Source organism: Arenibacter sp. S6351L (assembly GCF_023016025.1).
GTDB classification, from domain to species: Bacteria; Bacteroidota; Bacteroidia; order Flavobacteriales; family Flavobacteriaceae; genus Arenibacter; species Arenibacter algicola_B.
Map to the genome: position 1 here is coordinate 16,413 of NZ_JALKBB010000022.1, position 24,939 is coordinate 41,351.

13 protein-coding genes are annotated in these 24,939 nt (G+C 38.6%); 11 read left to right on the forward strand and 2 right to left on the reverse strand.

The annotated features are described in order from the left end of the window. Positions 1 to 10 precede the first annotated feature (10 nt). The 8 genes from MWU82_RS16725 (at position 11) to MWU82_RS16760 (ending at position 11,847) form a co-directional block, all read left to right on the forward strand. Complete coding sequence (locus MWU82_RS16725) at positions 11 to 1,765, forward strand: LamG domain-containing protein (protein WP_247097246.1); 1,755 nt, start codon at positions 11 to 13, stop codon at positions 1,763 to 1,765. Between the two features lie 356 nt (positions 1,766 to 2,121). Beyond that, positions 2,122 to 3,795 carry an alkaline phosphatase family protein gene (locus tag MWU82_RS16730; RefSeq protein ID WP_247097247.1) on the forward strand — a complete coding sequence of 558 codons (1,674 nt, stop codon included), beginning with the start codon at positions 2,122 to 2,124 and terminating at the stop codon, positions 3,793 to 3,795. A 24-nt stretch (positions 3,796 to 3,819) separates the two neighbouring features. After that, complete coding sequence (locus MWU82_RS16735; protein WP_247097248.1) at positions 3,820 to 5,040, forward strand: metallophosphoesterase family protein; 1,221 nt, start codon at positions 3,820 to 3,822, stop codon at positions 5,038 to 5,040. 148 nt (positions 5,041 to 5,188) lie between these two features. Beyond that, positions 5,189 to 7,702 carry a PQQ-binding-like beta-propeller repeat protein gene (locus tag MWU82_RS16740; RefSeq protein ID WP_247097249.1) on the forward strand — a complete coding sequence of 838 codons (2,514 nt, stop codon included), beginning with the start codon at positions 5,189 to 5,191 and terminating at the stop codon, positions 7,700 to 7,702. Beyond that, positions 7,702 to 8,646, forward strand: a complete 945-nt coding sequence (locus MWU82_RS16745; protein WP_247097250.1) for an alkaline phosphatase — start codon at positions 7,702 to 7,704, stop codon at positions 8,644 to 8,646. The genes MWU82_RS16740 and MWU82_RS16745 overlap by 1 nt, the downstream gene beginning before the upstream one ends. Positions 8,647 to 8,651: 5 nt before the next feature. Next, entirely contained in the window at positions 8,652 to 10,235 is a 1,584-nt protein-coding gene (locus MWU82_RS16750) for an endonuclease/exonuclease/phosphatase family protein (RefSeq protein ID WP_247097251.1), read from the forward strand. Then, positions 10,232 to 11,137, forward strand: a complete 906-nt coding sequence (locus tag MWU82_RS16755; protein ID WP_247097252.1) for an endonuclease/exonuclease/phosphatase family protein — start codon at positions 10,232 to 10,234, stop codon at positions 11,135 to 11,137. The genes MWU82_RS16750 and MWU82_RS16755 overlap by 4 nt, the downstream gene beginning before the upstream one ends. A 47-nt stretch (positions 11,138 to 11,184) precedes the next feature. Further along, the gene (locus MWU82_RS16760; RefSeq protein ID WP_247097253.1) at positions 11,185 to 11,847 is read left to right on the forward strand and encodes a DUF2490 domain-containing protein; all 663 of its coding nucleotides are present in this window, start codon (positions 11,185 to 11,187) and stop codon (positions 11,845 to 11,847) included. A 343-nt stretch (positions 11,848 to 12,190) separates the two neighbouring features. Here MWU82_RS16760 and MWU82_RS16765 read toward each other — a convergent pair whose 3' ends face one another. Then, complete coding sequence (locus MWU82_RS16765; RefSeq protein WP_247097254.1) at positions 12,191 to 12,988, reverse strand: hypothetical protein; 798 nt, start codon at positions 12,986 to 12,988, stop codon at positions 12,191 to 12,193. 5 nt (positions 12,989 to 12,993) lie between these two features. Next, a complete protein-coding gene (locus MWU82_RS16770) occupies positions 12,994 to 15,276 on the reverse strand; it encodes a Sip1-related alpha-galactosidase (RefSeq protein ID WP_247097255.1) in 2,283 nt (760 codons plus the stop codon). A 275-nt stretch (positions 15,277 to 15,551) separates the two neighbouring features. Here MWU82_RS16770 and MWU82_RS16775 point away from each other — a divergent pair, with 275 nt between their 5' ends. The 3 genes from MWU82_RS16775 to MWU82_RS16785 all read left to right on the forward strand — a co-directional run bounded on the left by MWU82_RS16775 (position 15,552) and on the right by MWU82_RS16785 (position 24,688). Further along, on the forward strand, positions 15,552 to 19,565 hold the full coding sequence (locus MWU82_RS16775) for a hybrid sensor histidine kinase/response regulator transcription factor (protein ID WP_247097256.1): 4,014 nt from the start codon (positions 15,552 to 15,554) through the stop codon (positions 19,563 to 19,565). 353 nt (positions 19,566 to 19,918) lie between these two features. Then, entirely contained in the window at positions 19,919 to 23,146 is a 3,228-nt protein-coding gene (locus tag MWU82_RS16780; protein WP_247097257.1) for a TonB-dependent receptor, read from the forward strand. 18 nt (positions 23,147 to 23,164) lie between these two features. Continuing rightward, complete coding sequence (locus tag MWU82_RS16785) at positions 23,165 to 24,688, forward strand: RagB/SusD family nutrient uptake outer membrane protein (protein WP_247097258.1); 1,524 nt, start codon at positions 23,165 to 23,167, stop codon at positions 24,686 to 24,688. Positions 24,689 to 24,939: the final 251 nt, after the last annotated feature.

A 24,939-nucleotide genomic window follows, 5' to 3' on the forward strand; every position in this document is an offset into this window, starting at 1 on the left:
AAATATAAAAATGAAAATATTTAATATAACACAGAGATTATTGCAAAGAACTTGCTATTACTGGCTAGTTGTAATTACCTCTATATTTATTTACGGATGTTCGGATACCTATCAAAGTAAATATGATGAAATTGTAATTGACCATAGGTTGGATGGAATGGATGGCATTTCAGTTTCGGGACCTAACCCATTAACGGGATTACCATATACGAAAGAAGAGCTTTCAAATTTGGATTATAATCCGACTTTGGAGGAATTTTATTTGCCTAATCAAACGATAGAACTGTCTGTTTGGGTAGAGGCGTTGCCTAAGATAATTGAAATTGAAAAGGATGGCGATCCAACAATTATTGAAACCTTAGATGATTTTAAGACGGTTGAAAACGGTTATACAGCTACTTGGATAACAAGTGTTGAAGAATTGGGGGTTCCTAAAACGTCTAACTTCACTTATACTTTCTATGTGTCCTATGATGATGTGGGGGTGGATGGTTTTCCAATTTCATCTGAAAATAAAATTTCTTTCACCATCCATCACAAGTCAGATGAAGGTACCGCATTTGTATTTCTAAAAACAGCTATTGGTGAAAAAAAGAAATTAGGATATTCAGGTTCGCTCAACGACCTATCTTCTAATGATAATTTTGGAGCCTATGCAGAATTGAATGGTGTTAACAATTACCTTACGGTTTCAGAAGACCAAGATGATCTAAACTTTGTAAATAACGGCAGTTTTTCGGTTTCGTTCTGGGTAAACACTTTATCTACCGATAGTGATCCGTCAATTATAGGCAATAAAGATTGGGGAAGCGGTGGCAATAAAGGATTTGTTGTTGCTTATTTAGGAGGTGCTTGGAAAGTGAATATCGGTGATGGAGAAGGTGGTAGGGCTGATGCTACAGGAGCTGTTATAAATGATGGGGCGTGGCACCATATATCCGTTACTTTTGAAAAATCCAATATAATGAAACTCTACCAGGACGGGGTTCTTATAGCAGAAGAAGATATTTCAGCAATCGGGGATATGACCAGTGGACTGCCTATTAACATTGGTCAAGATGGTACCGGTTCTTATAGTAGTTTCTTTAAAGGACAATTAGGGGATGTAGTGCTTAGTAACTATGCATTAAGTGCCGATGAGGTCAAAATTCAATCTAAAACCGATAGTGGAGTCCAATTAAGAACTAGGACAAGTGTTGAAGTGATTGAAGTGCAAGAGAATGGATCCACTCCAACTATGGAAGCCGGTAAAATTACTAGGGAGTTTGCGAATAATAGTTATGCGACAGTTGTAGACGAAGGGGTTCTTGATTTTAGGTTTACGCAGGATTATTCAATTGCCTTTTGGGTAAACACCAAATCTACTACAAGTGACCCGGTAATGATTGGGGATCAAGATTGGAACAGTTCGGGCAATGTAGGCTTAACATTGGCCTTTAGGGGCGATAATTGGCGGGCAGTGATTTCAGATGGAGCTACAAAGGCCGATACAAGTACAGATGGAGTGCCTTTTAATGATGGGAAATGGCATTTATTAACAGCAACCTTTGACAGGGATGGAGATATGAAAATATATCAAGACGGACAGGTAGTGGCCAATGCAAGTATGATGGCGGTAGGAATTGCTAATAGCGGTAATCCAATTCGCTTGGCACAGGACGGTACCGGATCATATGGGATTCCATTTGAAGGAAAAATAGCAAACACAGTGATTTTTGATTATGTGTTGTCTGCCGATGAAGTTCTTAAACTCTTGGAACAATAATTGGCTACAACAGAATATTAGAGTTGGTTAGTTAGTTGTCAAAGCAGGTCGTTATATAGTATGTGACGGCCTGTTTTATTGGATCTACTTGCTAATGGAAATTGCAAGAACTCAAGGTATTTCTTGCTTTTTATAAGAATGCCGATGTATTTATAGTTAAAAAATTTAACTATATGTATAATTTAATTTGTAGTTTTGCTCTCAATTCGCCTATTTGATCTAATCCTTGTCATTAGTCTACCAATGAAACCTTAGACCACGGATATGGCTCTAAAAATTTATGGAGGTTGTGTATACAGGAATTTAAATAGGATGAATTTTCAAGTTTTTAGAGTAACAATATTATTAATCGAGAAATGAATAGACTCGGAAAATTAGCAAAGCGTCTTTTAATTGTTGCAATGCTTGCAATGGTATTGGTAGGGTGTAAAAGGGAAAATGCCGGAATAAGTGGTATAGAACACGTTTTGGTGATCGGGATAGATGCCTTAAGTCCCACTGGTATAGCAAATGCACATACCCCAAATATAGATGCCCTTATAAAGGAAGGGGCCTACACCATGAATGCAAGAGGGGTATTGCCTACAAGCTCAGGGCCAAATTGGGCCTCGGTGTTGATGGGGGCAGGCCCGGAACAACATGGGATAACAGGGAATGATTCCGATCCCCTGGAACCTGAACTACCTCCCTTGGTAAGTGCAGATGGTGAAAAAAAGCTGTTTCCTACTATTTTTAAGGTGATCCGGAAGGCCGAACCACATGCCGAACTGGGAACCGTTCACCAATGGGATGGTGTTGGGATTTACTATGAACCAGAACATTTGGACTATGCAAGGAGTACCGAAACATTAAAGGAAACGGCAGCCTTGGCCGCTAAGTACATTGAGGAAAAAAGGCCCCGTTATTTTTTTGTCCATTTTGATGATGTGGACCAGGCCGGTCATTCCTTTGGCCATGGATCAGAAACCTATTATAAGGCAGTGGCCGAAGTTGATACCTATGTAGGAGAAGTGCTACAAACCTTGGAACAGACAGGAATGGCCAGTAAAACCTTGGTGATTCTTACGGCCGATCATGGGGGTATTGGGAATGGTCACGGGGGCAATACCCCAGAGGAATTGACCATACCATTTATCATGAGGGGACCGGGGGTTAAAAGAAATTATGAAATAAAAGAATCTGTCAATACCATTGATAATTCCCCAACGGTAGCTTTTGCTTTAGGGGTTCCAGTCCCCGAAGCCTGGGTAGGGTGGCCTGTGAAGAGTGCATTTGAAGGTTATGACGAACCCTCGGAAATATATGGGACAGAAAGTTTTATTAAAGCGCCAAGGATATACCCCGTAGGGAAACATTTTAATCCCTCGGGAGGTTTGTATATTTCAGAAAAACCCTTACTTAAAATGGATTTGCCTACCGATGGTACTCAAATACGCTACACTTTGGATGGTAGTGACCCCCATTCAGGAGCCAATATATACTCTGCTCCCTTTGAGTTAGACAGCTCGGTAGTGGTTAAGGCTAGCAAGTTTAATGGGGGTAAGGAGGTAAGTAATATTCAGACAGCCTATTTTAGAGTTCTGGACAATCCGGAGGGACGCGGGATTTTAGCCAAGTATTATTATGGGAAAAATTTAGAAAAATTGCCAAACTTTGATAGTTTGTCACAGGTAGGCAAAACCTTTACTACCTATGAAATCACCTCTGAAGGCCTTACGTTTCCAAATGGTGTTGATCAGTTGGCAATGGTTTTTACTACCTATTTTGATGTGGAAACCCCAGGCGAATATACCTTTTTTATAGCCTCTGACGACGGGAGCAAACTTTTTGTAAACAACAAGGAAGTGGTTGATCATGATGGCAACCACGGTGTTAGTGAAGAACAGGGAAGTGTAGAGCTTAAAAAAGGCAGGCACAAAATTGAGGTACAATGGTACAATAGTGGTGGTGGATACGGTCTGTGCACTTTCTTTAAGGGCCCCAATATTCCAAAGCAGATACTTTCATCGGATCGCCTGTTTATAAAATAGGGTTGTTGTTAAAGTTTGAAGTATATGAGAAATAGAAATTCAAGAAGAAAATTTGTTCAAGACGCGATCAAAGGGACTGCAATGGCAACAGCTGTATTTATACCATCACAGTCCGTATTGGCAAACACTGGTATAAAAACGGAAGAACAAACAAATGATTGGCACGAATTTTTAACACCGCCTTATTTGCAAAATATTACTCCCTATTCGGTCGATATTCTTTTTGTAACCAACAACAGAGGGTACAGTTGGGTAGAATATGGAGAGGTAGAAACCAACAAAAGAGGACATAAAACAAGCGATGGCTATATTGTTGCCTATAATCGAATTAATAATATTCGTTTAGATAATTTAAAACCTAACACCACCTATAATTATCGTGTAGTTTCTAAAGAAATTACCCAATTTAAACCCTACGAACTTAAGTATGGAGTTCAAATCAATTCAGATACGTTTTCGTTTAGAACTCCAAAAGTCAACGAGGATGAATGTAATTGTATAATTTTTAATGATATTCATGAAAGAGCCCATTCCTTTTCAGAATTACTACAAGCTAATGGAAATCGGACTTTCAATTTCGTTATTCTTAACGGTGACATGTTCGATTTTGAAGAAGATGAAGCTCAAGTAATACGTAATCTGTTAAACCCATGTGCCAATTTATTTGCTAAAAGTAAACCTTATATTATGTTACGGGGAAACCATGAAACTCGTGGTAAATTTAGGGCTGAATTGAAAAATTATTTTTCATACCCTACAAATGAATATTATTTTACTCAGGTAAATGGCCCAGTTCATTTTACTTTTTTAGACACCGGTGAAGACAAGCCTGATGATGCTGAAGTATATGCTGGTATTGTTGATTTTGACTCGTTTAGGGAAAAGCAAGCGTTGTGGCTCGAAAAAGAAATGCAAAAGCCAGAATATATAAATTCTAAATACAAAGTGATTGTAATGCATATTCCTCCATACTATTCTGGAGATTGGCATGGAACACTGCATTGTAGAAAAGTGTTTAGTCCTTTGTTCGAAAAGTATAAAGTTGATTTGGTTTTGGCTGGACATACCCATACATATGGTGTGCACATGCCAAACAAAGAACATAATTATCCAATTATTATTGGTGGAGGGCCTAAAAATGGAAAAAGAACAGTCATCAATTTAAATGCTAATCAAGAGAATCTTAAAATTACCATGATTGCAGATAATGGTAAACAAGTTGGCGAGTATTTAATCTCTCGTTAAAGGTTTGATTCTATGAGGTTAGCCTCCAATTAAATAATGTTTTTTTAGCTAGTATAACTCATTTCCTTTGGCAGAGGTTGTGAATTATTACAGTTTTTTTTCAAGAAATCACAAATCATTTAAAAACTAATTTAGGAAGAAACCAAATATGGATTTAAATAAGAGATGGTCAGGTTCCGGTAAAACGAAAAAGATCGATTTAATTAGTTTTTGTCTTTTACTTTATGGCATTAACTTTTTTAGCTATGGTCAATTAGAGGGTAAGGTGTTTATAGATCAGAACAACAATGGAATAAGGGATGCCTCTGAAGAGGGTGTTCATAACGCAGTAGTTTCAGACGGTTACCATGTTGTTAGAACGGATCCCCAAGGTGCCTTTTTGTTGCCGGGATGGGAGAAGCAACGCTTTGTAACATTATACCCCAGTGCTGGGCATAAGGGAGAAAAAAGGTTTATAGCTATTTCCCCCGAAGTAAATTCCTATGACTTTGGGGTTAGGACAAAAGAGAATAAAGGGACCACAAAATTTGTTCAAATCTCCGATACAGAAACGTTTGAATACGGGGATTGGGTAGATAATCTAAAAAAATATATAAGGGTACACAAGCCAGATTTTGTAGTCCATACCGGGGATATCTGTTACAGATCTGGAATGGATTGGCATGCCAAGAATTTAACAGAGAAGGAATTGGGAGTTCCTATATACTATTGTCTGGGAAATCATGACCTGATAAAGGGAGATTATGGGGAGCAGTTTTTTGAGGAGAAATTTGGCCCTGCCTGGTATGCCTTCGAACAAGGGAATACACTATTTGTAATTACCCCCATGATGGGAGGGGATTTCCCACCAGGATTTGACCACGAGGATATTGGAGGTTGGCTTCAGAACTTATTGATGGCCTATGATAAAGAGCAACCAAAAATGTTTTTCAACCATGATCTACTTACCAATGGCGACAGCTTTGTTTTTAATAAGAACAAAAAGGAGTCCATTGTTTTGGAAGACTATAACCTAAAAGCATGGTTATATGGACATTGGCATATCAACATGGTGAAAACGCATGGTAAATCGGGCGTAGTATCCTACAGTACTGCTACTTTGGCCAAGGGAGGCATAGATCATTCACCATCGAGTTTTAGGGTAGTGGATGTGGACAAAAAGGGCAACCCCAAATCCCAATTGATATGGAGCCATTTGGAAAGGGAAATCCAAATTGTGAGCCCCCAAAAGAACAAACTAACATTAAATGCGGAGGGAAACATAGAAGTGTCCGTCAATGTGTACGATAGCGGTGCGGTGGTAGACAGTGTGCGCTATAGTATTTGGGGAAAGGAAGGATTTAATTGGGAATCTTCCTTAGACCTTACCAAATGGAGATCCATGACCAAAACATCGGATTGGAACTGGAGAGGAACCGTTTCACCTGGGGAGGAAAAGGAATTTCTTTTGGTGATCGACGCATTCCTGCGTAGCGGGGAAATACTGCACAGAAAAGAAAAATTTAGCCTAGATGGTAACAGGGGTACAAATGGATCCCAGGCCGAATGGTTCAATTTAGCGGGTAACAAGGAACATCATCCCGTAGTGGATATGCACCAAAGAACGCCATATACAATGAAGTGGACGGCCAACGTTGGGAGCAATATTTACATGAGCTCACCGGTTGTACAAGGAAATCATGTGTTATCGGCAGGATTTGACGATAGTAATGCCGAAAATTGCTTTATAGTGTGCTGGGATGCCACCTCCGGGAAGGAAAAGTGGCGATACAAGACCAAGAACGGGGTAAAAAACCAAATGGTCATTGCGGAAGAAAAAGTAATCGCTACCGATATGATCGGAAATACCTACGCCATTGATATAGCCTCGGGAAAATTGGTTTGGGAGAGGGATCTTAAATACAATAGGGCTCCCGGGTTTATCACGGGCCTGGTTACAGACGGGAAAATTGTATATACTGGATTTGCCGAATCGCTCTTGGCTTTGGACGCAAATTCTGGAAAGCCCCTATGGCGCAATACTTCATGGAGCGGTGGGGAAGGCACTACACCAACCATGACTATTGCGGGAGATATGCTCATAGCTTCCCGGCATTGGGGAGCAATATATGCCCATAACAGATATACCGGTGAACTTATGTGGTCCAGGGACGATGATGGACTCCGTTTTAGAGATGGGGTATTGAGCTACAGGGACAATTACCTATGGGTGGCCGAACAGGATAAATTTTATAAACTGGACCCCAAAACCGGAAAGACAGTCCATAGTTTTATCACGGGCATGCAACATACAGGTACTTCGGCCCCTATAGTATTGAAGGACAAGGCCATTATTTCGGGATCCCATCCAGGTATAGCCTCGTTCGACTTACATTCAGGAAAAAAGGATTGGGAATTTCAAGTAGATCCCGCCTTATTCTATACGCCTTCCTATTTTTCGGATCAACAACAGAGTTTGGAAACCACTCCCATTTTGGTGGGTAAAAACGTAATATTTGGCGCTATGGACGGCAATGTATATGTTATAAAGGCAGATACAGGGCAATTGTTATGGAAAACTAACCTAGGAGTACCGGTGATTACCTCCGCAGCAATTACTCCTGATGGATTCTATGTATGCGATTTCGCAGGAAATATTTATTTTTTTAAAGCAGACCAATAATGAAAAGAATTTTCAAAACTTTACTAAGCCTGTTTTTTCTATTACAGGGAATCTCAAATTTTGCCCAAACCAATACCCAACTTAGAAGAGGGAAGGTTCTAAAGGAAAAACCCACTACGGTATTTTTAATAGGTATAGATGGTTTGAGTGTTGACGGATTAACAAAAGCAAACACCCCTACAATGGATATGTTTGTAAATATGGGAGCTAGTTCCTTAAAAGCAAGAGGTGTTATGCCTACTAGTAGTGGACCCAATTGGGGTTCCATGCTTTTAGGTGCTGGCCCTGAACAACACGGTATAACCAGTAATGGATGGCGTGTTAACGACTATAGTATTGAAGCCACTATTAAAGATGGGGACGGATTTTTTCCTTCGGTTTTTGATATGATTAAAAAAGAGGATTCAAAATCTAAACTAGGCGTCTTTCATGAATGGGGGACCATTAGGGATTTATTCAATACCAAAGTTTTGCATCATATAGAAAAAACCGGGGAGATGAATGAATCTTTGGATAAGGCCTTTGCCTATTTCAAAAAGGAACGTCCCAAATTTGTGTTTGTCCACCTAGATGCTGTTGACGGTGCCGGTCATAAATTTGGTCATGGTTCAGCCGAATATTATCAAGAAATTGAACGGATAGATAATGCCCTAGGTTCGTTTTATGAAAAGCTCAATGCACTCAACAAAGAAGAAGGTACAGTTGTAAATATATTGGTAACGTCGGACCACGGTGGTGTTGGTACCAGTCACGGTGGTAGTACCATGGAAGAAATAATCATTCCATGGATATTGGTGGGTCCAAATGTAAAGAGAGGACATACCATTGAGCAACCGATCAATACCTATGATACGCCTGCGACAATTTTGCGGCTCTTGGATGCAGATAGGCACATTCCAATACAATGGACAGGAAAACCTGTTCTAGAAGCCATTAAGAACTAAAATCTATGTCTTTAAGAAACAAGATTATAGTAATGGTTTCATTGCTATGTTCAATTGTAAATCTTGCCCAGGACCCAGTTGTTCAAATTGATTTTGATACCCATGATAATCAATATCAAGGAATTAGTATTCCTGAAACCCCAGAGCATCTATTTGCAGCACAACAACATTCATTTGCTGCGGGATTGGAGGGGAGAGCTATAGATTTTTCCGAGGATGGTACCATTAGAATGCCATTAAAATTAAAACCCGAGCTAGAACTTGAATACAACCCCGAAACACCTTTAACGGTAGAATTATGGGTAAAGACCAAACCGGACGCAGGGCAAGGGACCCCTATCGCAGGAAATAAGAAGGATAAGAATAGTGAAAATAAGGGCTGGTTAATTTTTGCTGAAGAAGATGGGAGTTGGTCACTATCCATTGGTGATGGTAGGCATCAACATATTTACAGGCCAACGGTAAAGCGTCAAAAAATAAATGATGGTAAATGGCATCAAATTGCCTTTACTATTGACAGGGATAAGGAGGAACTGTGGATGTTTTTTGATGGCGTTAATGTTGCGATATACAATATCAGTGGACTAAAAGATTTAAAAAGTGAATTGGAGACCACTTTTGTTGGAACCGCCGGACGTTGGGAATATTTTGGGCAATGGGAAGCCTTTAATGGGTATATGGATAATATTTCAGTGTGGGAGGTGGCCATGTCCAAGGAAACTATAGCAGATAACTACCAAAATTATTTTCAGCTCAATAATACGGGCTATCCAGTTAATGAATTAAAATTATTGACCTGGAATATTTGGCAAGGGGGAAAACGATTTGGGAAAGAGGTAGGTTTAAACCGTGTTATAAACATCATTAAGGACGCCAAACCGGATGTTGTAACTCTAATTGAAACATATGGTTCTGGAGAAGAAATTGCCGATGCTCTTGGATATCATTATTATTTAATAAGTTCAAACCTTTCAATTATGAGTCGTTTTCCTATAAAGAAAACTATAAAAGCTTTTAAATCGTTCAATTTTGGCGGTGTGGTATTACAAGTAGATCAAGACAAAGAAGTTGTGATCTTAGACACTTGGTTGCATTATTTGCCAGATTACCATGGCAATATTATAAAAGGGAAGATAACATCTAAAGAGCTGGTAAAAGAAGAATCTGATACCCGATTAAAGGAAATAAATCAAATATTAAAGGAGATAAATCCGGTTTTGGACGATGCGGATAATACACCAATTATTATGGCCGGTGATTTCAATACCAATTCACATTTGGATTGGACAGAAGCAACCAAAGACGCCCATTTAGGGTATGTGGTAGAATGGCCCGTGACAAAGGTTATGGAGAAATATGGATTTACCGATAGTTTTAGGGAATTGAACCCCAATCCTTTAACGGATCCCGGTTATTCTGCCTGGCCTTACAGCAGACGTTTTGGACAACGTTATGTGGAAAGCAGAATAGATTACATATTTTATAAAGGTAAAAATATTAGGGCTTTGGAATCTAAAGTGGTGGATTACCACCCCATAATGTTTCCTTCGGACCATGCAGCCTTTTTAACCGTTTTTCAGATAAAATGAAACAGCTGATATCAAGATTTATTTTACTGTTATTTGTTTTATTAGGAATGGTGAGGGCTATTGGACAGGAGAATTTACGTGTTTTAACATTCAATATTTGGGACCCTGCCGATATCCCATTTTGGGAGAAACACGCCAATGGCTATCCCGTAGATCAATTAATACATTATCTAATGGAGGATAATGCAGATATTCTTTTGTTGCAAGAGGTATCTTTGGAAAAACCACCGCATCAGCAATCATATGAAATTATAAAAAAACATCTTTCCTCAAAAGGGTACCTATATTCAGCTTATTACAAACCTAATGGAACTACTGGTTATGCGCCAAATTCGGATAACAGTGGATATCCTTTAGCCGTTTTTAGTAGATTTCCAATTGAAGAGACCTTTGCCACCCAAGTAACAAAGGAAAAGAAAATGAGCAAAGGGGTTTTAGGTATTAAAATTAGGGTGAAAGCAAAATCATTGTACATTTTTAATACGCACTTATCAATAGGCAATGATTCTACCGATGATGAAATTAGCAAAGTAGCATTGCCATTTATCAATAAAGTTACAGGAGATGATATGGTCATTTTTGCTGGTGATTTTAACAGCCCGCCTGCTTCGGAATACCCTAATTCGTCAAAAAGGATTGGCGATTATACCTATAGTTCACAAACCACACAGTTTCTTTTGGGTGCCCATTTTAATGATGCATGGGCAATTCTCCCAAAAGGGAATAAAAAGGGGAATGGAATTAGCTGTCCAGGACAAGACGATTATATTAAACGTGTTGACCAGATCTATTTTAGAGGTAAAGGTTTAAAACCCACATTGGCTTTTGCAAAACACAATCTTTGGGATACTATTAACTTGGTAGATCATAATGGGGTGGTGGTCCATTTTGTTCTAGATTAATTTTATTTTCTAAAAATCAACTAATACTCAAAGTAAAACAAAGGTTAATGAAGGACCTAAAAAACAAGGGAAAATGGAGCTTTATTGCCTTCATGACAATTCTATCTGGCGAAAAAGGAAGTGCTCAACTATTTGAATCTGGGATAAATGAGCTGTGGCAAGAATTGTATATTTATAAAGATTTAAGTGAAAAGTGGAGTGGTGGCATTCTGTTAAATAATTTATATAGTTCAGAATTTGGACACTATGATTGGTTTTTAGAGGGTAAATTGTCTTTCCGTGCAAATAAATGGCTAGCAATTGAAGCCATGTACCGTCAGGAATATTATGCTTCAAATGGTACAGAGATTGTAGAATATAGACCAATGATTAGGTTTTCTGGAAAGACCCAATTTTGGGATTGGAGTATTCGAAACCGACATCGCTTTGAATTAAGAATGTTTGAAATTGGAAAAACAAGGTTGCGATATAGGACAGACGTAAAGATAAATCCTAACTTCAATTGGACGAGTTTTAATATTGATCCTTTTGTTTTGCAAGAGGTCTTTATCAATCAAAACGGATTTACAAGAAATAGGATTTATGCGGGTATTCAAGGAAAAAACCAGCGAATTGAACCTTCGGTTTATCTGGTGTTGCAATCCAATATAATATCCAACACTTGGCACAATCAATTAATACTTGGATTTATGATGGGGTTTGAGTTGTGATAGACCATGCGAATAGATACCAAGTAGAGCATTCAACTAGATGGGAAATGTTAATCCAGATGGGAACTATTTCTATTTCAAGTGGCGTGAGAGCTAGCCAAAATTACCGTTCCTATTGCACTTTGGGATTTACCTCCATAATCTGAGCCTTATAGCTTGCCCTTTGTTTTATAATAGGTGTAAATTGTGTGATCCTCCCTATAAACACCATGACATAAAGAGGTTCGGAAATAGTCCATTTGCTGGTATACTGTTCTACTTGCTTCTTGGTAGTTGGGTATATGATGCCCCGGCTTGTTTAAGGAGTTATAATTACGGTAACGTGGATGTTAGGTATAAATTACTAATTTAATTTTTTGGAAAAATATAACCCTATAGCTTTCGGACTATCGGTATTTAATAGGTCAACGCCTTCCTTGAGAACCGTTGTCCAAAAATGGGGACCGTATTCCGAGGTGATATCCGGGTTGTTCCAAAAGCGAAGTATTCTGCCCTTGGAATGGGCAGCGTTTACATATTTTTTTAGTTTTTTTCTTTCCTTTCTAGGCATTTTTCCATTTCCTAAATAGGTGAAATGTTTTTTCCAGTTTAAATTTACCATATATATGCTAGAAGGCGGAATAGCTTTAGAAATGCCAAGTTTACCTTCCCCTGTCATATATCTTTGGGGCATATCCTTATATTCTCCCCCGCCGCAAATAACGGTAATTGGTTTGGGACTTTCTTTTTTCCCGTTAAATCGGGTAATTATATCTTGATAATTGGACAGTTCCTCATTAATCTTTAGTAATGTTTCCCCAGCAGTTTTTGTATTGATATACAGTATAAAAGGGATTTCCTTTTGAAGTACGTGACCACCATTGTTCACTATAATTTGTCGTAAAGGTTCTAAATAAAGGGATTTTAAGGTGTTTTCCTTTTTTATTTCAGCCGGACCATGGGCAACATAAAGTTTTCCGTCTAAAAGTATAACGTCCGCTTCCACGGCATTGATTTTGGCTGTTATGGCATCAAATAGCGGTCTTTCCTGCTCGTAGTCGTTATGGGACAATACGTTGTATAATATCGTTGGCTCTTGTGCTTGGTTGATAGTTATATAGAGTATGGCCGAAACTATACAAATAATCCTTTTCCACTTCATGGCTATTAGTTTTTAAGTTTGATGGATAATGCTAAGGGTTGAATTTCATTGGTGTCAGTAATTGAAACAATAAACAGCCCTTCTTGATAAGACCACGTATGGGTTGCCAATTCCTTGTCGTTTACCTGAACGGATACAGGCTCATGAGGTAGCAAGGCAGCAAATTTACCCGACGTACTCAATTTTACCCTAATGTTTTCCTCATCTATAGTTTGACTTATTATTGTTTTTGGGGAAAGGTATTTGTCTATTAAACCTATTAGGGCAATATCCTGTTCTATGGGGACAATGTTATATAGTGCATAGCCCATCTTTCCTAACTTCACAGGCAAGGATTCATTTTTTTCTAAAGTTATTAATTTTTGGCTAAAGTGTTCATAAACGGCAAAATTGTTACCTTTTATATTATGGACATCGGAGGGACTTAATTTTCCGCTGACAAGGTCTTTGTCTACTGTGTTCCAAACTCCAATAATACCGGTTTCTCCAACTTTGGTAAAGGCCTTGAACGGTTTGGGCTCGTTAATTTGAAATAAACAATCCTCGGTAGGCCTAGCAGGCTGTTCGGGACGAAGAATTTTTCCATTTCTGTCAACGAGTTTATTTAAAATTTTAAAATTTTGTTTTCCCGGTTTATCCGTTAAGTAAATTGGTCCGCCGCTTATAGCCCTGCTAATGGCGTGGTATGCTCCATCTTTGTGATGGGACTGGAACATGTCATAGTCTGGCCACACCAAATTGGAAAGCCAGTTGGCGTTATGTACGTTCATTAGGATATGGGCGGCAGCATTGCCCTTTTCCTCTTCAAGACTGTAATAGGAAGTTACTTTTGGAAAGAAATCATCCGAACTTCTGGCAATGGCAGATGAACCAAAGTTGTAAACGGCCTCTAGGGCCATATTTTGACAGTTGATAACCGAGCCGTTAAAATTATTTTTTATGGCGTTCTGTAAATTTTGCTCCATGTTTTCCGCAATCTCTAAAAATGGCGCCACTTCACCTGAATCCAATTGTCCCTTGGCCACTCTTTTAATGACAGCTTGCTGATCTACCTTGACAAAACTTATACCTTGGTCCTTTAGATAGGAGTACCAATGTTCATAAAACTGCTGACCTTTATCGGAAAGGGCGTTGGGGCTAAAATATGTTTTGCCACTTAACGTATCGGCATGTACATCTTCCTTATCGTAATAGGGCATAAGCAATTTTTTATATGGCTGATCAAAATCTCTTTTGGACACCCCGCTCCAAAAACCGTTCATGGTATGCCATACTCCTATATCCTTTAGTCCATAAGTATTTTTCAATTTAGAAATACTTTTTTTGAATCCGTTGGGAAATTTTTTCTTATCAAATACATAACCCGTTAGCTGCTCTTCGCCATTCACGCTCAACCAACCATTGTCTATCAACATAAAAGGAACGGGGAAGTTATTATTATAAAAAGTGGCCATGGCATCCATTAGATTCTTTTCGGTTACTTCTACTCCGAAGGCGTTCCATGAACACCAGCCTATAGATTCAAAAATTTCTGGATAGGACTTGTATTTGCGAAGTCCTTCCTTTTTACCCATTGCTTCCATTCCTACCTCATAGAGGTTTTTTACAGTTTGGTAAGGGTCATGGCCAAATGCAATGGCCATCATTGGAACATTAAAGGCGGGAAAGTTGTCTTTATAGCTAACGGATCTTGCGCCAAATTTATTCTCCTGGCTCCCCAAGCTGGCCACATATCCATTACCGGCAAGAGGCATGATGGCACCGTAGGCCCCGTCCCTATATTTAAAGAGAAAAAATTGAATCTTCTCTGGTAGACTGCTTTTAAAATCATCTACTTTTACGGGTTTGGTCCATGATTCCCAATCCCCGAAAAGATAGCTTCCAATACCCTCCGTGTAATTAGGCAAATCATCAAAAAATAGGCCAACATAATCTTCACCATTTACAGATTGGGTTCCGTTTGTGGTTAAGGTTAGGACCATAGCATCCTGTTTGGGGTAGGATAGATGTCCTACTGTAACGGGAGCTTCGGTATTGTGATATTTGAAGTTAAAATTATTCTTCGTTCCAGTATTTTTAGTTATTATATTGTCCATTTTAGGACGTATGCCTTGAAACAATGGTCTGGTGCCCGCAATTCTACTTTGGTCCTCCCAAATTAAATTTAGCCCTTGGCTATTGGAAGTTATGCTAATACCTGTTTTGGGACTAGAGGAGACCTTATTTTCTTTACAAGAGTAGATGATAGTAACGCTGATACAAATAAAAATAATTTTTAGATACTTCATTTTTTTTGGATTGTGAATAGGGTGAAAACCTTTGGTTACACTTTTTTAATAATAATCAAGCAAGCCGTTTATTGGTTGTTTGTGGTAGTGCAATATAGTCCTGATAAGCATTAAAGTAGTGGTCATATGTTTTAGGTTTTAGGTATAGAGCACCAAAAGCTATAACATATGTAGAAAATGGGCCAACATATGTTGTTATGGTATTATTATAGGCTCATGAAGATTGTATGGATAAAATATTTTACAGAAATTAAGAACTTTATTATCCATGTAGTATGCAGAATTGTTCAGGGCTTAAATTATTGGTTATATTCTTTGCCATTTTGTGTTATGCCAATGCGTTGCACGGTTTTCAGGATATGAGGTTTGATCATTTGACCGATGCCGATGGGCTATCAAACAATTCTATTACCGCCATTGCGCGGGATAGGGTAGGGTTTATGTGGTTTGGGTCATATAATGGACTAAATAAATACGATGGAAAGGGGATAATATCCTATCGCTATATTCCTGGGGATGATACAAGTATTAGGGATAACCATATTACCTGTCTTTTTAATGACTCCAGTGGTGAATTATGGATAGGGACCAGAAATGGAGGCTTGCTCCAATATGATTTTGAAATAGATGGTTTTAGGTCGTTCCCTTTACTTGAGCAACATTCACAGATAGGGGTGGAGATTAGGGCTATTGAGGAAGATAATAATGGCAATATATGGGTGGCTACCATAGCATACGGTCTATTTAAAATATCCGTTGATGGGCATATTGAGAATTATACCAACTCTTTACATTCCAACCCCCGATTGGAATCCAATAACATCACAGCCTTATGCTTCAACAAACAAATCAATCAACTATTGATTGGAGGAAAATCCCCCTTTCTGGTATCTTTGGATTTATCTACTTATACCGTTGATAGGTTACCCCTTATCAGCGAGGAAGAAAAGGTATATGTCAAGAAAATTGTGCTGGATAAAACAGGTGGGGTCTGGGTAGCTACCTATAAAAAGGGACTATTTCATATTAGAGAAAATGTACCTGTTATAAATTTCAATACACTAAACAGTGATATAAAACACAATGTCCTTTTTAATCTTTTTTATAACCCGGGTGATAATACCTTATGGTTGGCAACGGATGGACGGGGGATACAGATATATGATATTGAGAAAAATAAATTTAAACAAATTAGTAAATCCCTAGCCCCAACATCCCTGAGCAGTAATAGTGTGTTGGAAATATATGCGGATAACGTGGGTTTTATGTGGATCGGAACCCAATATGGTGGTGTGAATATTTACAACAAGCACTATGAAAAATACAATACCCTAAATATTTATCAGGGATTAACACATAATAGGATAAAATCTTTTTTACAATACGATGAGGATCACATTTATATAGGTACTGATGGTGGTGGGGTATGTTTATTTGATAGGGGAAAAAATAAGATAATAAAAATAGACGCAGTAGGTAGCATGACAAGTGTGAATGCCTTACGGAAGCGGTCTAATGGATCTATCATTATTGGTACTTATGGAAATGGACTAATAGAATATGACCCCAATTCCAAATCTTCTAAAAGTTTGTTGCCTCAGGGTTTTTTGGATAATAATAGTGTAGAGATATTCATACAGGATGTGCTGGAGGTAGATAATAATCTTTGGTTTGGGACACCGTATGGTATTTATTCCTTATCCTCAGACAAGAAGGTCGACAAAATAGTACTTCAGAATCCTGAGGCGCTTGCTGATGACTATCAATTAAATTCCTTAATGTGTTTAACCTTGGCCGATGGCTATTTATGGGCTGGGACCAAGGCTGGTTTCGTTAAAATAGATATCGAGAAAAAACGGGCCGATGAATACTTCAAAATTGTGCCTTCAACCGGATTGACCCCAAAAGATAAGAATATTGTAAACAAAATAAAAAGATATAAAAATGAACTGTACCTCTGTACCAATAGTGGTTTGGAAATTTTTGACCTTCATAGCGCTTCAATTTTAAAACATAAGGGGTTTAAGGAATTGAAGGGTATTGCGATTCATGATATCGTTTTCCAGGACAATAGACAATTTTGGCTTGCCACAAATAAGGGGTTGGCAACCTTAGGGAAAAATAGCGGAACCATTAATTACGAAGATAATTTAAAAGGCCTGCAGGGAAATAGTATCACTACAATATATAGGGCTAATGACGGAGAGCTATTTATTGGGGGCAATAAAGGAATCAATCACTTTTATCCCGAGGATCTAAATTCTGGCACGCACAGTTTACCTATAGTATTTACTGATTTGAAATTATTTAATAAACCGGTAGACTTTTCCAGTCAAAAAGGGGTAATAACCAAACATATATCCAACTATGAAAGTTTAACTTTAAAAGCAAATCAAAATGATATTAGTTTTGATTTTGTAGCCTTGGATTACAATTTGCCCAAACAGCTTAATTATTCCTATATGCTGGAAAATTATGATCGGGATTGGAATCATGTGAAAAACTTAACCACGGCAGGTTATACCAATTTGCCTCCGGGCCAATTTAGATTAAAGGTGAAGGCTTCTAGTTCAGATGGTGCAAGAAAAACCAAGGAACTAATTATGAACATAGAAATACTTCCACCTTGGTATAAGACAATTTGGGCCCTAATATTTTATGTGCTTTTCATTCTACTCTTATTGTATGCATTTTTTAGGATTGTTTTGAACTGGACCAATCTTAACCACAAATTGGAAATTGAGAAATTGGAAAAAGAAAAGAACGAATCATTGAGTAAGGAGCGTATAGAGTTCTTTACCAATATTTCCCATGAATTTAAAACCCCCTTAAGTTTAATTTTGGCCCCCATTGATAATATGATTGAAAATGGTAATGGGTCTACCGAGGACTATAACCTAATTAAGAAAAATGCCAATAGACTTCTTCGTTTGATAGATCAGTTGATGGATTTTAGGCGAAATGAACTCAACAATTTAAATGTCCAACATAGTATTTTCGAAGTAAATCTATTTGTAAGGGAAATTTTAGATTCTTTTCAAAACCTGGCGGATCAGCAAGAAATACAACTTACATATAAACCCTGTCCCGATACGTGTATTAAAATGGATAAGGATAAATTGGATAAGATACTTTTTAATTTGATGTCCAATGCTTTCAAGGCTTGTAAAAGCGGCGATTCCATAATGGTGCGTACAGCCTTTAAGGGTAATGAATTGGAGTTACAAGTAAATGATTCCGGCAAAGGTATTTCTGCTCAAAATCTCAATAAAATATTTGATAGGTTTTATCAGATAGAACAGAATTCAGGGGGCACAGGTGTAGGCCTATCGCTCACCAAAAGATATTTGGAATTGTTAAACGGAAAAATCAATGTGGAGAGCAAGTTCAACATAGGTACCCGCTTTACCATAACTATTCCTGTTGTGTTTTCCGATGACTGCGATGAAAACCTTACCAACGAACCACAAAACCTTTCAGAGGTAGTTGAACTAGGAGAAGCCAATTCCAACATGGTACCAAATACCAAAAAAATTTTAATTGTAGAAGACGACTTGGATATTTTAAATTACCTCTATCATACACTTGGTGATTCCTATCAGGTCATTAAAGCTGTTAATGGAAATGAAGGGTTTGATAGGACTTTGGAGAATTGGCCCGATATGATTATTAGTGATGTTATGATGCCTAATACCACAGGATTGGAGCTGTGTAAAAAAATAAAGACCGATATTCGGACCAATCATATTCCTGTAATTCTCCTGACCGCCATGTCCTCTGAGGAGAATATTATTGACGGAGTAGGGCTAGGGGCAGATTTATATATCCCAAAGCCTTTTAATATTAAACTTCTGCTTGTCCAAATAAGCACATTGTTTAACAATATAGAAAAAAGACATCGGAGGTATAGGGATAACATATTAAGTCCGTCTAATGAAATAAAGGAAGAACAGAAAGAGAATTTATTTGTAGAGCGGGCCAAAAATGTTATTATGGAGCATATATCTGATAGTTCGTTTACCGTAGCGGATCTAAGTCGTGAAATGGCTATGCACAGAACTAATTTGCACCATAAACTAACTTCTTTGACGGGAATGGCCCCTTCTGAATTTATTAGAAATGTAAAATTAAGGGAAGCATTGGCACCTTTAAGTGAGGGCTCAATGTCTATAAGTGAAATAGCCTATAGTGTTGGTTTTAACACGCCCGCTTATTTTTCAAAGTGCTTCAAAAAACAATTTGGTTGCCTGCCAGGTGAATATAGGAAACATCAGGACAAGGGAATCTGAATTTCATGTTGCACAGTTTATTCGTTACAGCGAAACATATTTTGAGAATAAATGTAACCTGCTTGGGTACATCAAAGTGTATAGCTAAATGTCCATATGTTTCCATTCTTTAGTTTGGACAATCGGTAAAGGTTTGTTTTTTAATGCTTTATGTAGTTATTGATGAGTTGCAACATTTGTTGTATCAATATCTACATATGTTGATTTCATTGCTTTTAAAGAGAACTAGTTTTAGTACGATGAAAATTACCAAAGTAAAAAAAGTTCTAATTATTAAACTGATCGTAGTGTCAATGACTATTGTTAGCATGATTTTGTTAGGACTGTGTATTAAATAACCTAAAACTAGTAAAATGGAAAAAAAGATGAAATTATTGCTAATGTTCTTAATGCTTTCTGGCTTAGGAATGTTTTCCCAAGAAGTTCAAATTACGGGTTCGGTTGTGGACGAACAGGGAATTCCTCTGGCAGGGGTTAATGTTCTGTTAGCAGGCACAACCAATGGGACCCAAACTGATTTTGATGGGAATTATGTGCTGATGGCCAGTAAAGGATCTGTTATAAATTTTTCCTATTTGGGCATGAAGTCAATTACAGTAACCGTTGGAAGTTCAAACCAAATTAATGTTACCATGATCGAAGATGCAAATACCTTGGAAGAGGTGGTATTGGTGGGCTACGGATCAGTTAAAAAAGGGGATTTAACGGGATCTATAGCCTCAATATCCTCTAAGGTATTTGAGGAGCAGCCGGTAACACAGGCCTCGGAAATATTACAGGGTAGGATTGCCGGTGTAAATGTTGGTACCCCCTCAGGGAAACCAGGTGGGAACCAGGTAATAAGGGTTCGTGGCGCTAATTCAATTAATGGCAACAATGCTCCCTTGGTGGTGGTGGATGACCTTATTGGTGCCGATTTCAATACCATCAATCCCAATAATATTGAATCCATCCAAGTTTTGAAAGATGCCTCTGCCACTGCCATTTATGGGTCAAGAGGAGCCAATGGGGTCATCTTGGTGACAACCAAAAAAGGACGCGCTGGAAAAGCTCAGATTACTTTTGACCATTTTACTCGAATTCAGGACGTTCCCAATAAAGTAAAGGTCTTGGATGCCGTAGGATATACAACTTCGGCCAACAATAGACGGCGGTATGCAAAATATTCCCAACAAGTCAATGATTTAACAGATTTCAACTACCCAACCACAGAGGAAATCCTAACCCCAGATGAAAACGGAAACAGGAGTATGACATGGTTATATTATCATCCAGGTGCTATTGAGGACGCTAGGAATGGCACCTTGGCTATAGATTGGCAGGACGAAATCTTTAGAACTGCCAGAATGGACAATTATAACCTTGGTATACGGGGAGGCAATGAAGACGTTACCTATGGTATTGATGCCAATTATCTTAACCAGGAAGGACTGGTGATTAATTCGGATTATGAGCGATTCAATCTAAGCACAAGTATCACGGCACAGGCCAGTGAACGACTAAAAGTTGGGGCTACTGCCTTGTTGGTCAGGGAGAATGACAATCCGGTAGGGGAAGGTAGTAGAGGTAGCCTTGGAGTGGTTTCCGCGGCATTATATGCTTTACCGGTAGGTCTCGGGGTTAAGTATCCAGAAACGTACGATGATCCCAAATACCCATTTGATGAGGCTTTTGTAGGACGATATTTTAATCATCGAGGTAGTTTTGGAGGGTTTGGCGATTCTTCTCCCAATGGAGGAGGACTGATAAATCCGGTAGCGGCAGCCTTGGAGCCGGAACGCGAAATTTTAACCACAAGGAATACGCTTTCTTCCTATTTGGATTACAAGATAGCTGAGGGGTTACACCTTAAAGTATCTGGAGGAGCCATCTTGAGCAGCAGTAATAATCGACAATTTTTTAATGAATTGATCAATGGAAGCAGTACACGCGATGGGGAAAGAACGGCCTATACAAGCAATTCCGAGGAAAATTCATGGCAGAATTCAAATATTCTTACATTTAACAAGGAATTCAATAAACATACCCTAGGGGTAACCGGTCTTTTTGAGCAGCAGTATACAACAACTACCGGATCATCCATTGCTGTGCAGGGCTTCACCAATAATACAACAGGATTTAATGCCATTCAGGCCGGGGAGATAGTAACGGCAAAATCGTCTTTTAAGGAAAAAAGGGTCTTATTGTCCTATATGGGACGTATCAACTATGGCTATGATGATCGATTTTTACTAACAGGTTCCATAAGGTCCGATGGTTCTTCGGTTTTTGGGGATAATAACAAATGGGGAATTTTCCCTTCCGGTGCTTTGGCTTGGAAATTGTCCAATGAGAAATTCCTACAGGATAATGCCAATATCAGTAATTTAAAATTTAGAGTTTCCTATGGGGTAACAGGTAATCAGGCGATAACCCCTTACCAATCCCTGACCCAAATTTCTACGGGTGGTATTGGACTGGACTATCCAACCAATGGAAGCTCCCTATCATTAGGTAGTGCCTTTGAAAAAATTGCCAACCCGGATTTAAAATGGGAAAAAACGGCACAGGCAGACATTGGTTTAGACATGTCCCTGTTCAACTATAGATTAAACCTAACGGCGGACTATTACCATAAAAGGACCAGTGACCTGTTGTCATCCCGTACTTTGGCTTCCCAGTCAGGGTTTAGTTCGGTACTGCAAAACGTGGGGGAAGTAGAGAACAAAGGTTTTGAATTCCTATTGGATGGTACCCTTATTACTGGGGACAACTTCAATTGGACGGCTGGGGTAAATGTAACCTTTAATAAGAACAAAGTTTTGGAGCTTAGTACTCCCGAGGAGGAAAGAATTCCGTTAAATAGTGTTATGTACCTGTTAAAGGGACAACCTCTTGGGTCTATTTATGGTTATGAATATCTTGGTGTATGGCAATTGGATGAGGTGGACGAGGCCTATGGTTATGGCCAAATTCCCGGTACGGCTAAAATTGTAGATCAGAATAACGATGGGGTGTATGATGAGCAGGATAAGGTGTTTTTGGGGTCTGCCAATCCAGATGTAAGCTGGGGATTTAATACCGCTGCCACTTATAAAGGGCTTAGCTTAAACGTACAGTTACAAGGATCACATGGAAGTGAAATTTTCAATGCTGGGGCAATGGGACGTTTTGACATGGAAGATGTTGGTGCCACTGGGTATAGAGGGAAGGAAAGATGGCACCCTATAAACCAGCCGGACGGATACTATTCCCGTGTGGACTATACCGGAACCATCAACCAAACAGCCGCAAGGCAAAATGCAACGAAAATATTTACCAGAAAGGATGCGTGGCAATCGGATATATTCGTTGAGGACGGATCGTACATACGGCTCAGTAATGTAACCCTTGGATATCAATTCAGTGATGTAATTACCTCCAAACTTGGGGTGAATGGCTTAAAATTTTACCTGAGTGGTCAAAACCTAAAGTTGTGGACGGACTATACCGGATATGATCCGGAACTGGCGGCCAGCGAAAATGATAGTGTAAAAGGCTATGAGTTGGATGGATACCCCAAAGCCAGAACTTTTACCCTAGGTGTTAAAGTTGACTTTTAAACGAATAAAAAAACAATCATGAAATATTTAAATAGAATTTTTACCAGCATAGTTGTAATCCTGTTACTTGGTTTATTTACAATTTCCTGTGAGAAATTGGAAGAAGAACCATTTAGTTTTGAATCGGCATCCAATACCTTTCAAAATATAGAAAACTTTGAAAACTTGGTAAACGGTGCAACAAGGATATTGCAGAGTATTGACTATTATGGGCTTACAAGTGGTAGTAAAGCCATAGAATCCAATCCAACAATTGATACCTACAGTTTCACACCCGCTGATTTTGAAGGTTATTGGTCCGATTCATATAGGGCTATAAACAATTTGAACAGTATAATTGAAAATATTACCCTAGCACAAAATGGTACTGAGGCACAACGGGATAAGATCTTGGGGAAATCTTACTTTTTAAGGGCTTTTACCTATTTTAATTTAGTTCGCTTTTATGGGGACGTTCCCCTAATCCTCTCTGGGTCCTCTTCTTTGGATAATGTTGGTGTTAGTGATCCTAGGATGGCCTCGGTGGACGTTTATGCCCAGATCATTGCAGATTTTCAGCTTGCAGAATCCTTGTTGGGTACCGCAAATCTTCCAGGGGAGCCAACGGTCTGGGCTGCAAAGGCATATCTATCAAAAGTGTATTTGACCATGGCCGGCGCACCCTTGAAATTAACGGAAAATTATGAGAAAGCAGCATCCAAGGCCAAGGAAATAATTGATTCGGAGGCGTTCCAATTAGGAGCCTATGTAGATAATTTTGTTGCCTCCAATCAAGATAGTAGTAGCAGCATTCTCTTTCAATTCATTTATTCTACCGATGCGGGTTCGGCTTATAGTAATCCATTGTTTGGAAGAACCTCAGTGAGAAACGGAATTACCAACCCTGGTTCCAGGGCCTATAGGAGATATATGGATGAATTTCCCGATGGTCCTAGAAAGGAGACTACTTTTTATATGAACACAGATCCGGTTATTGATAATTTTTTGAATGAAACCGATGGTAACGGCAACTATTCCAATCAGGCCTACAGAAATGCCAATAAAATAGGCGAGCCTGATGAACGAAAATACTTTCTAAAAGATGCCTTGGATACTGGTTTTATAAAAAAGTACACCTACGGTGCCCAAGGTGCGGAAGGAGATCAGTCCGATCAAAATTTGGTTATGTTCAGATATGCAGAAGTCTTGCTTATATATGCCGAAGCCCAAAATTTGGCGGATAATGGCGCCAACAATCTATCCTACGAATTGCTTAATAGTGTAAGAACAAGAGGAAGGGATGAAGCAGCTGCCATTCCTCCAATGTCCCTTTCCACCTCAGAATTTGATAAAATTGTTATTGAGGAACGCTATTGGGAATTTGGGTATGAAATGAAGAGATGGTTTGATGTGCTCCGTAAAGAGATACCATTAACTTTTGATATATATACCGGTGGAGAATATGAAGAATTTACTTCTGCTTTTCCCGATAGGTACCTGTTCCCTATACCACAACGGGAGATTGAATTAAACCCCAATCTTACTCAAAATATTGGATATTAAGACTTTATTTAGTTGAGTTGGTTTAGTTTTGTCAAGAAGAGGCTGTCTAAAAAGGCAGTCTCTTTTTTTGGTTTGAATAGAAATTGATTATACGGGAGGCTGTATTAATGAATTAATAATGATAGCAATTGTTATTAGATTAGTATAGTAGGATAAACATAAGCACATTAGTAATAGAAGATTTTTCCTTTTTTCAATTCTAAAGATGCCCATTTTTTAAGTGAATACAGGACTTCCATTATAAATTATTA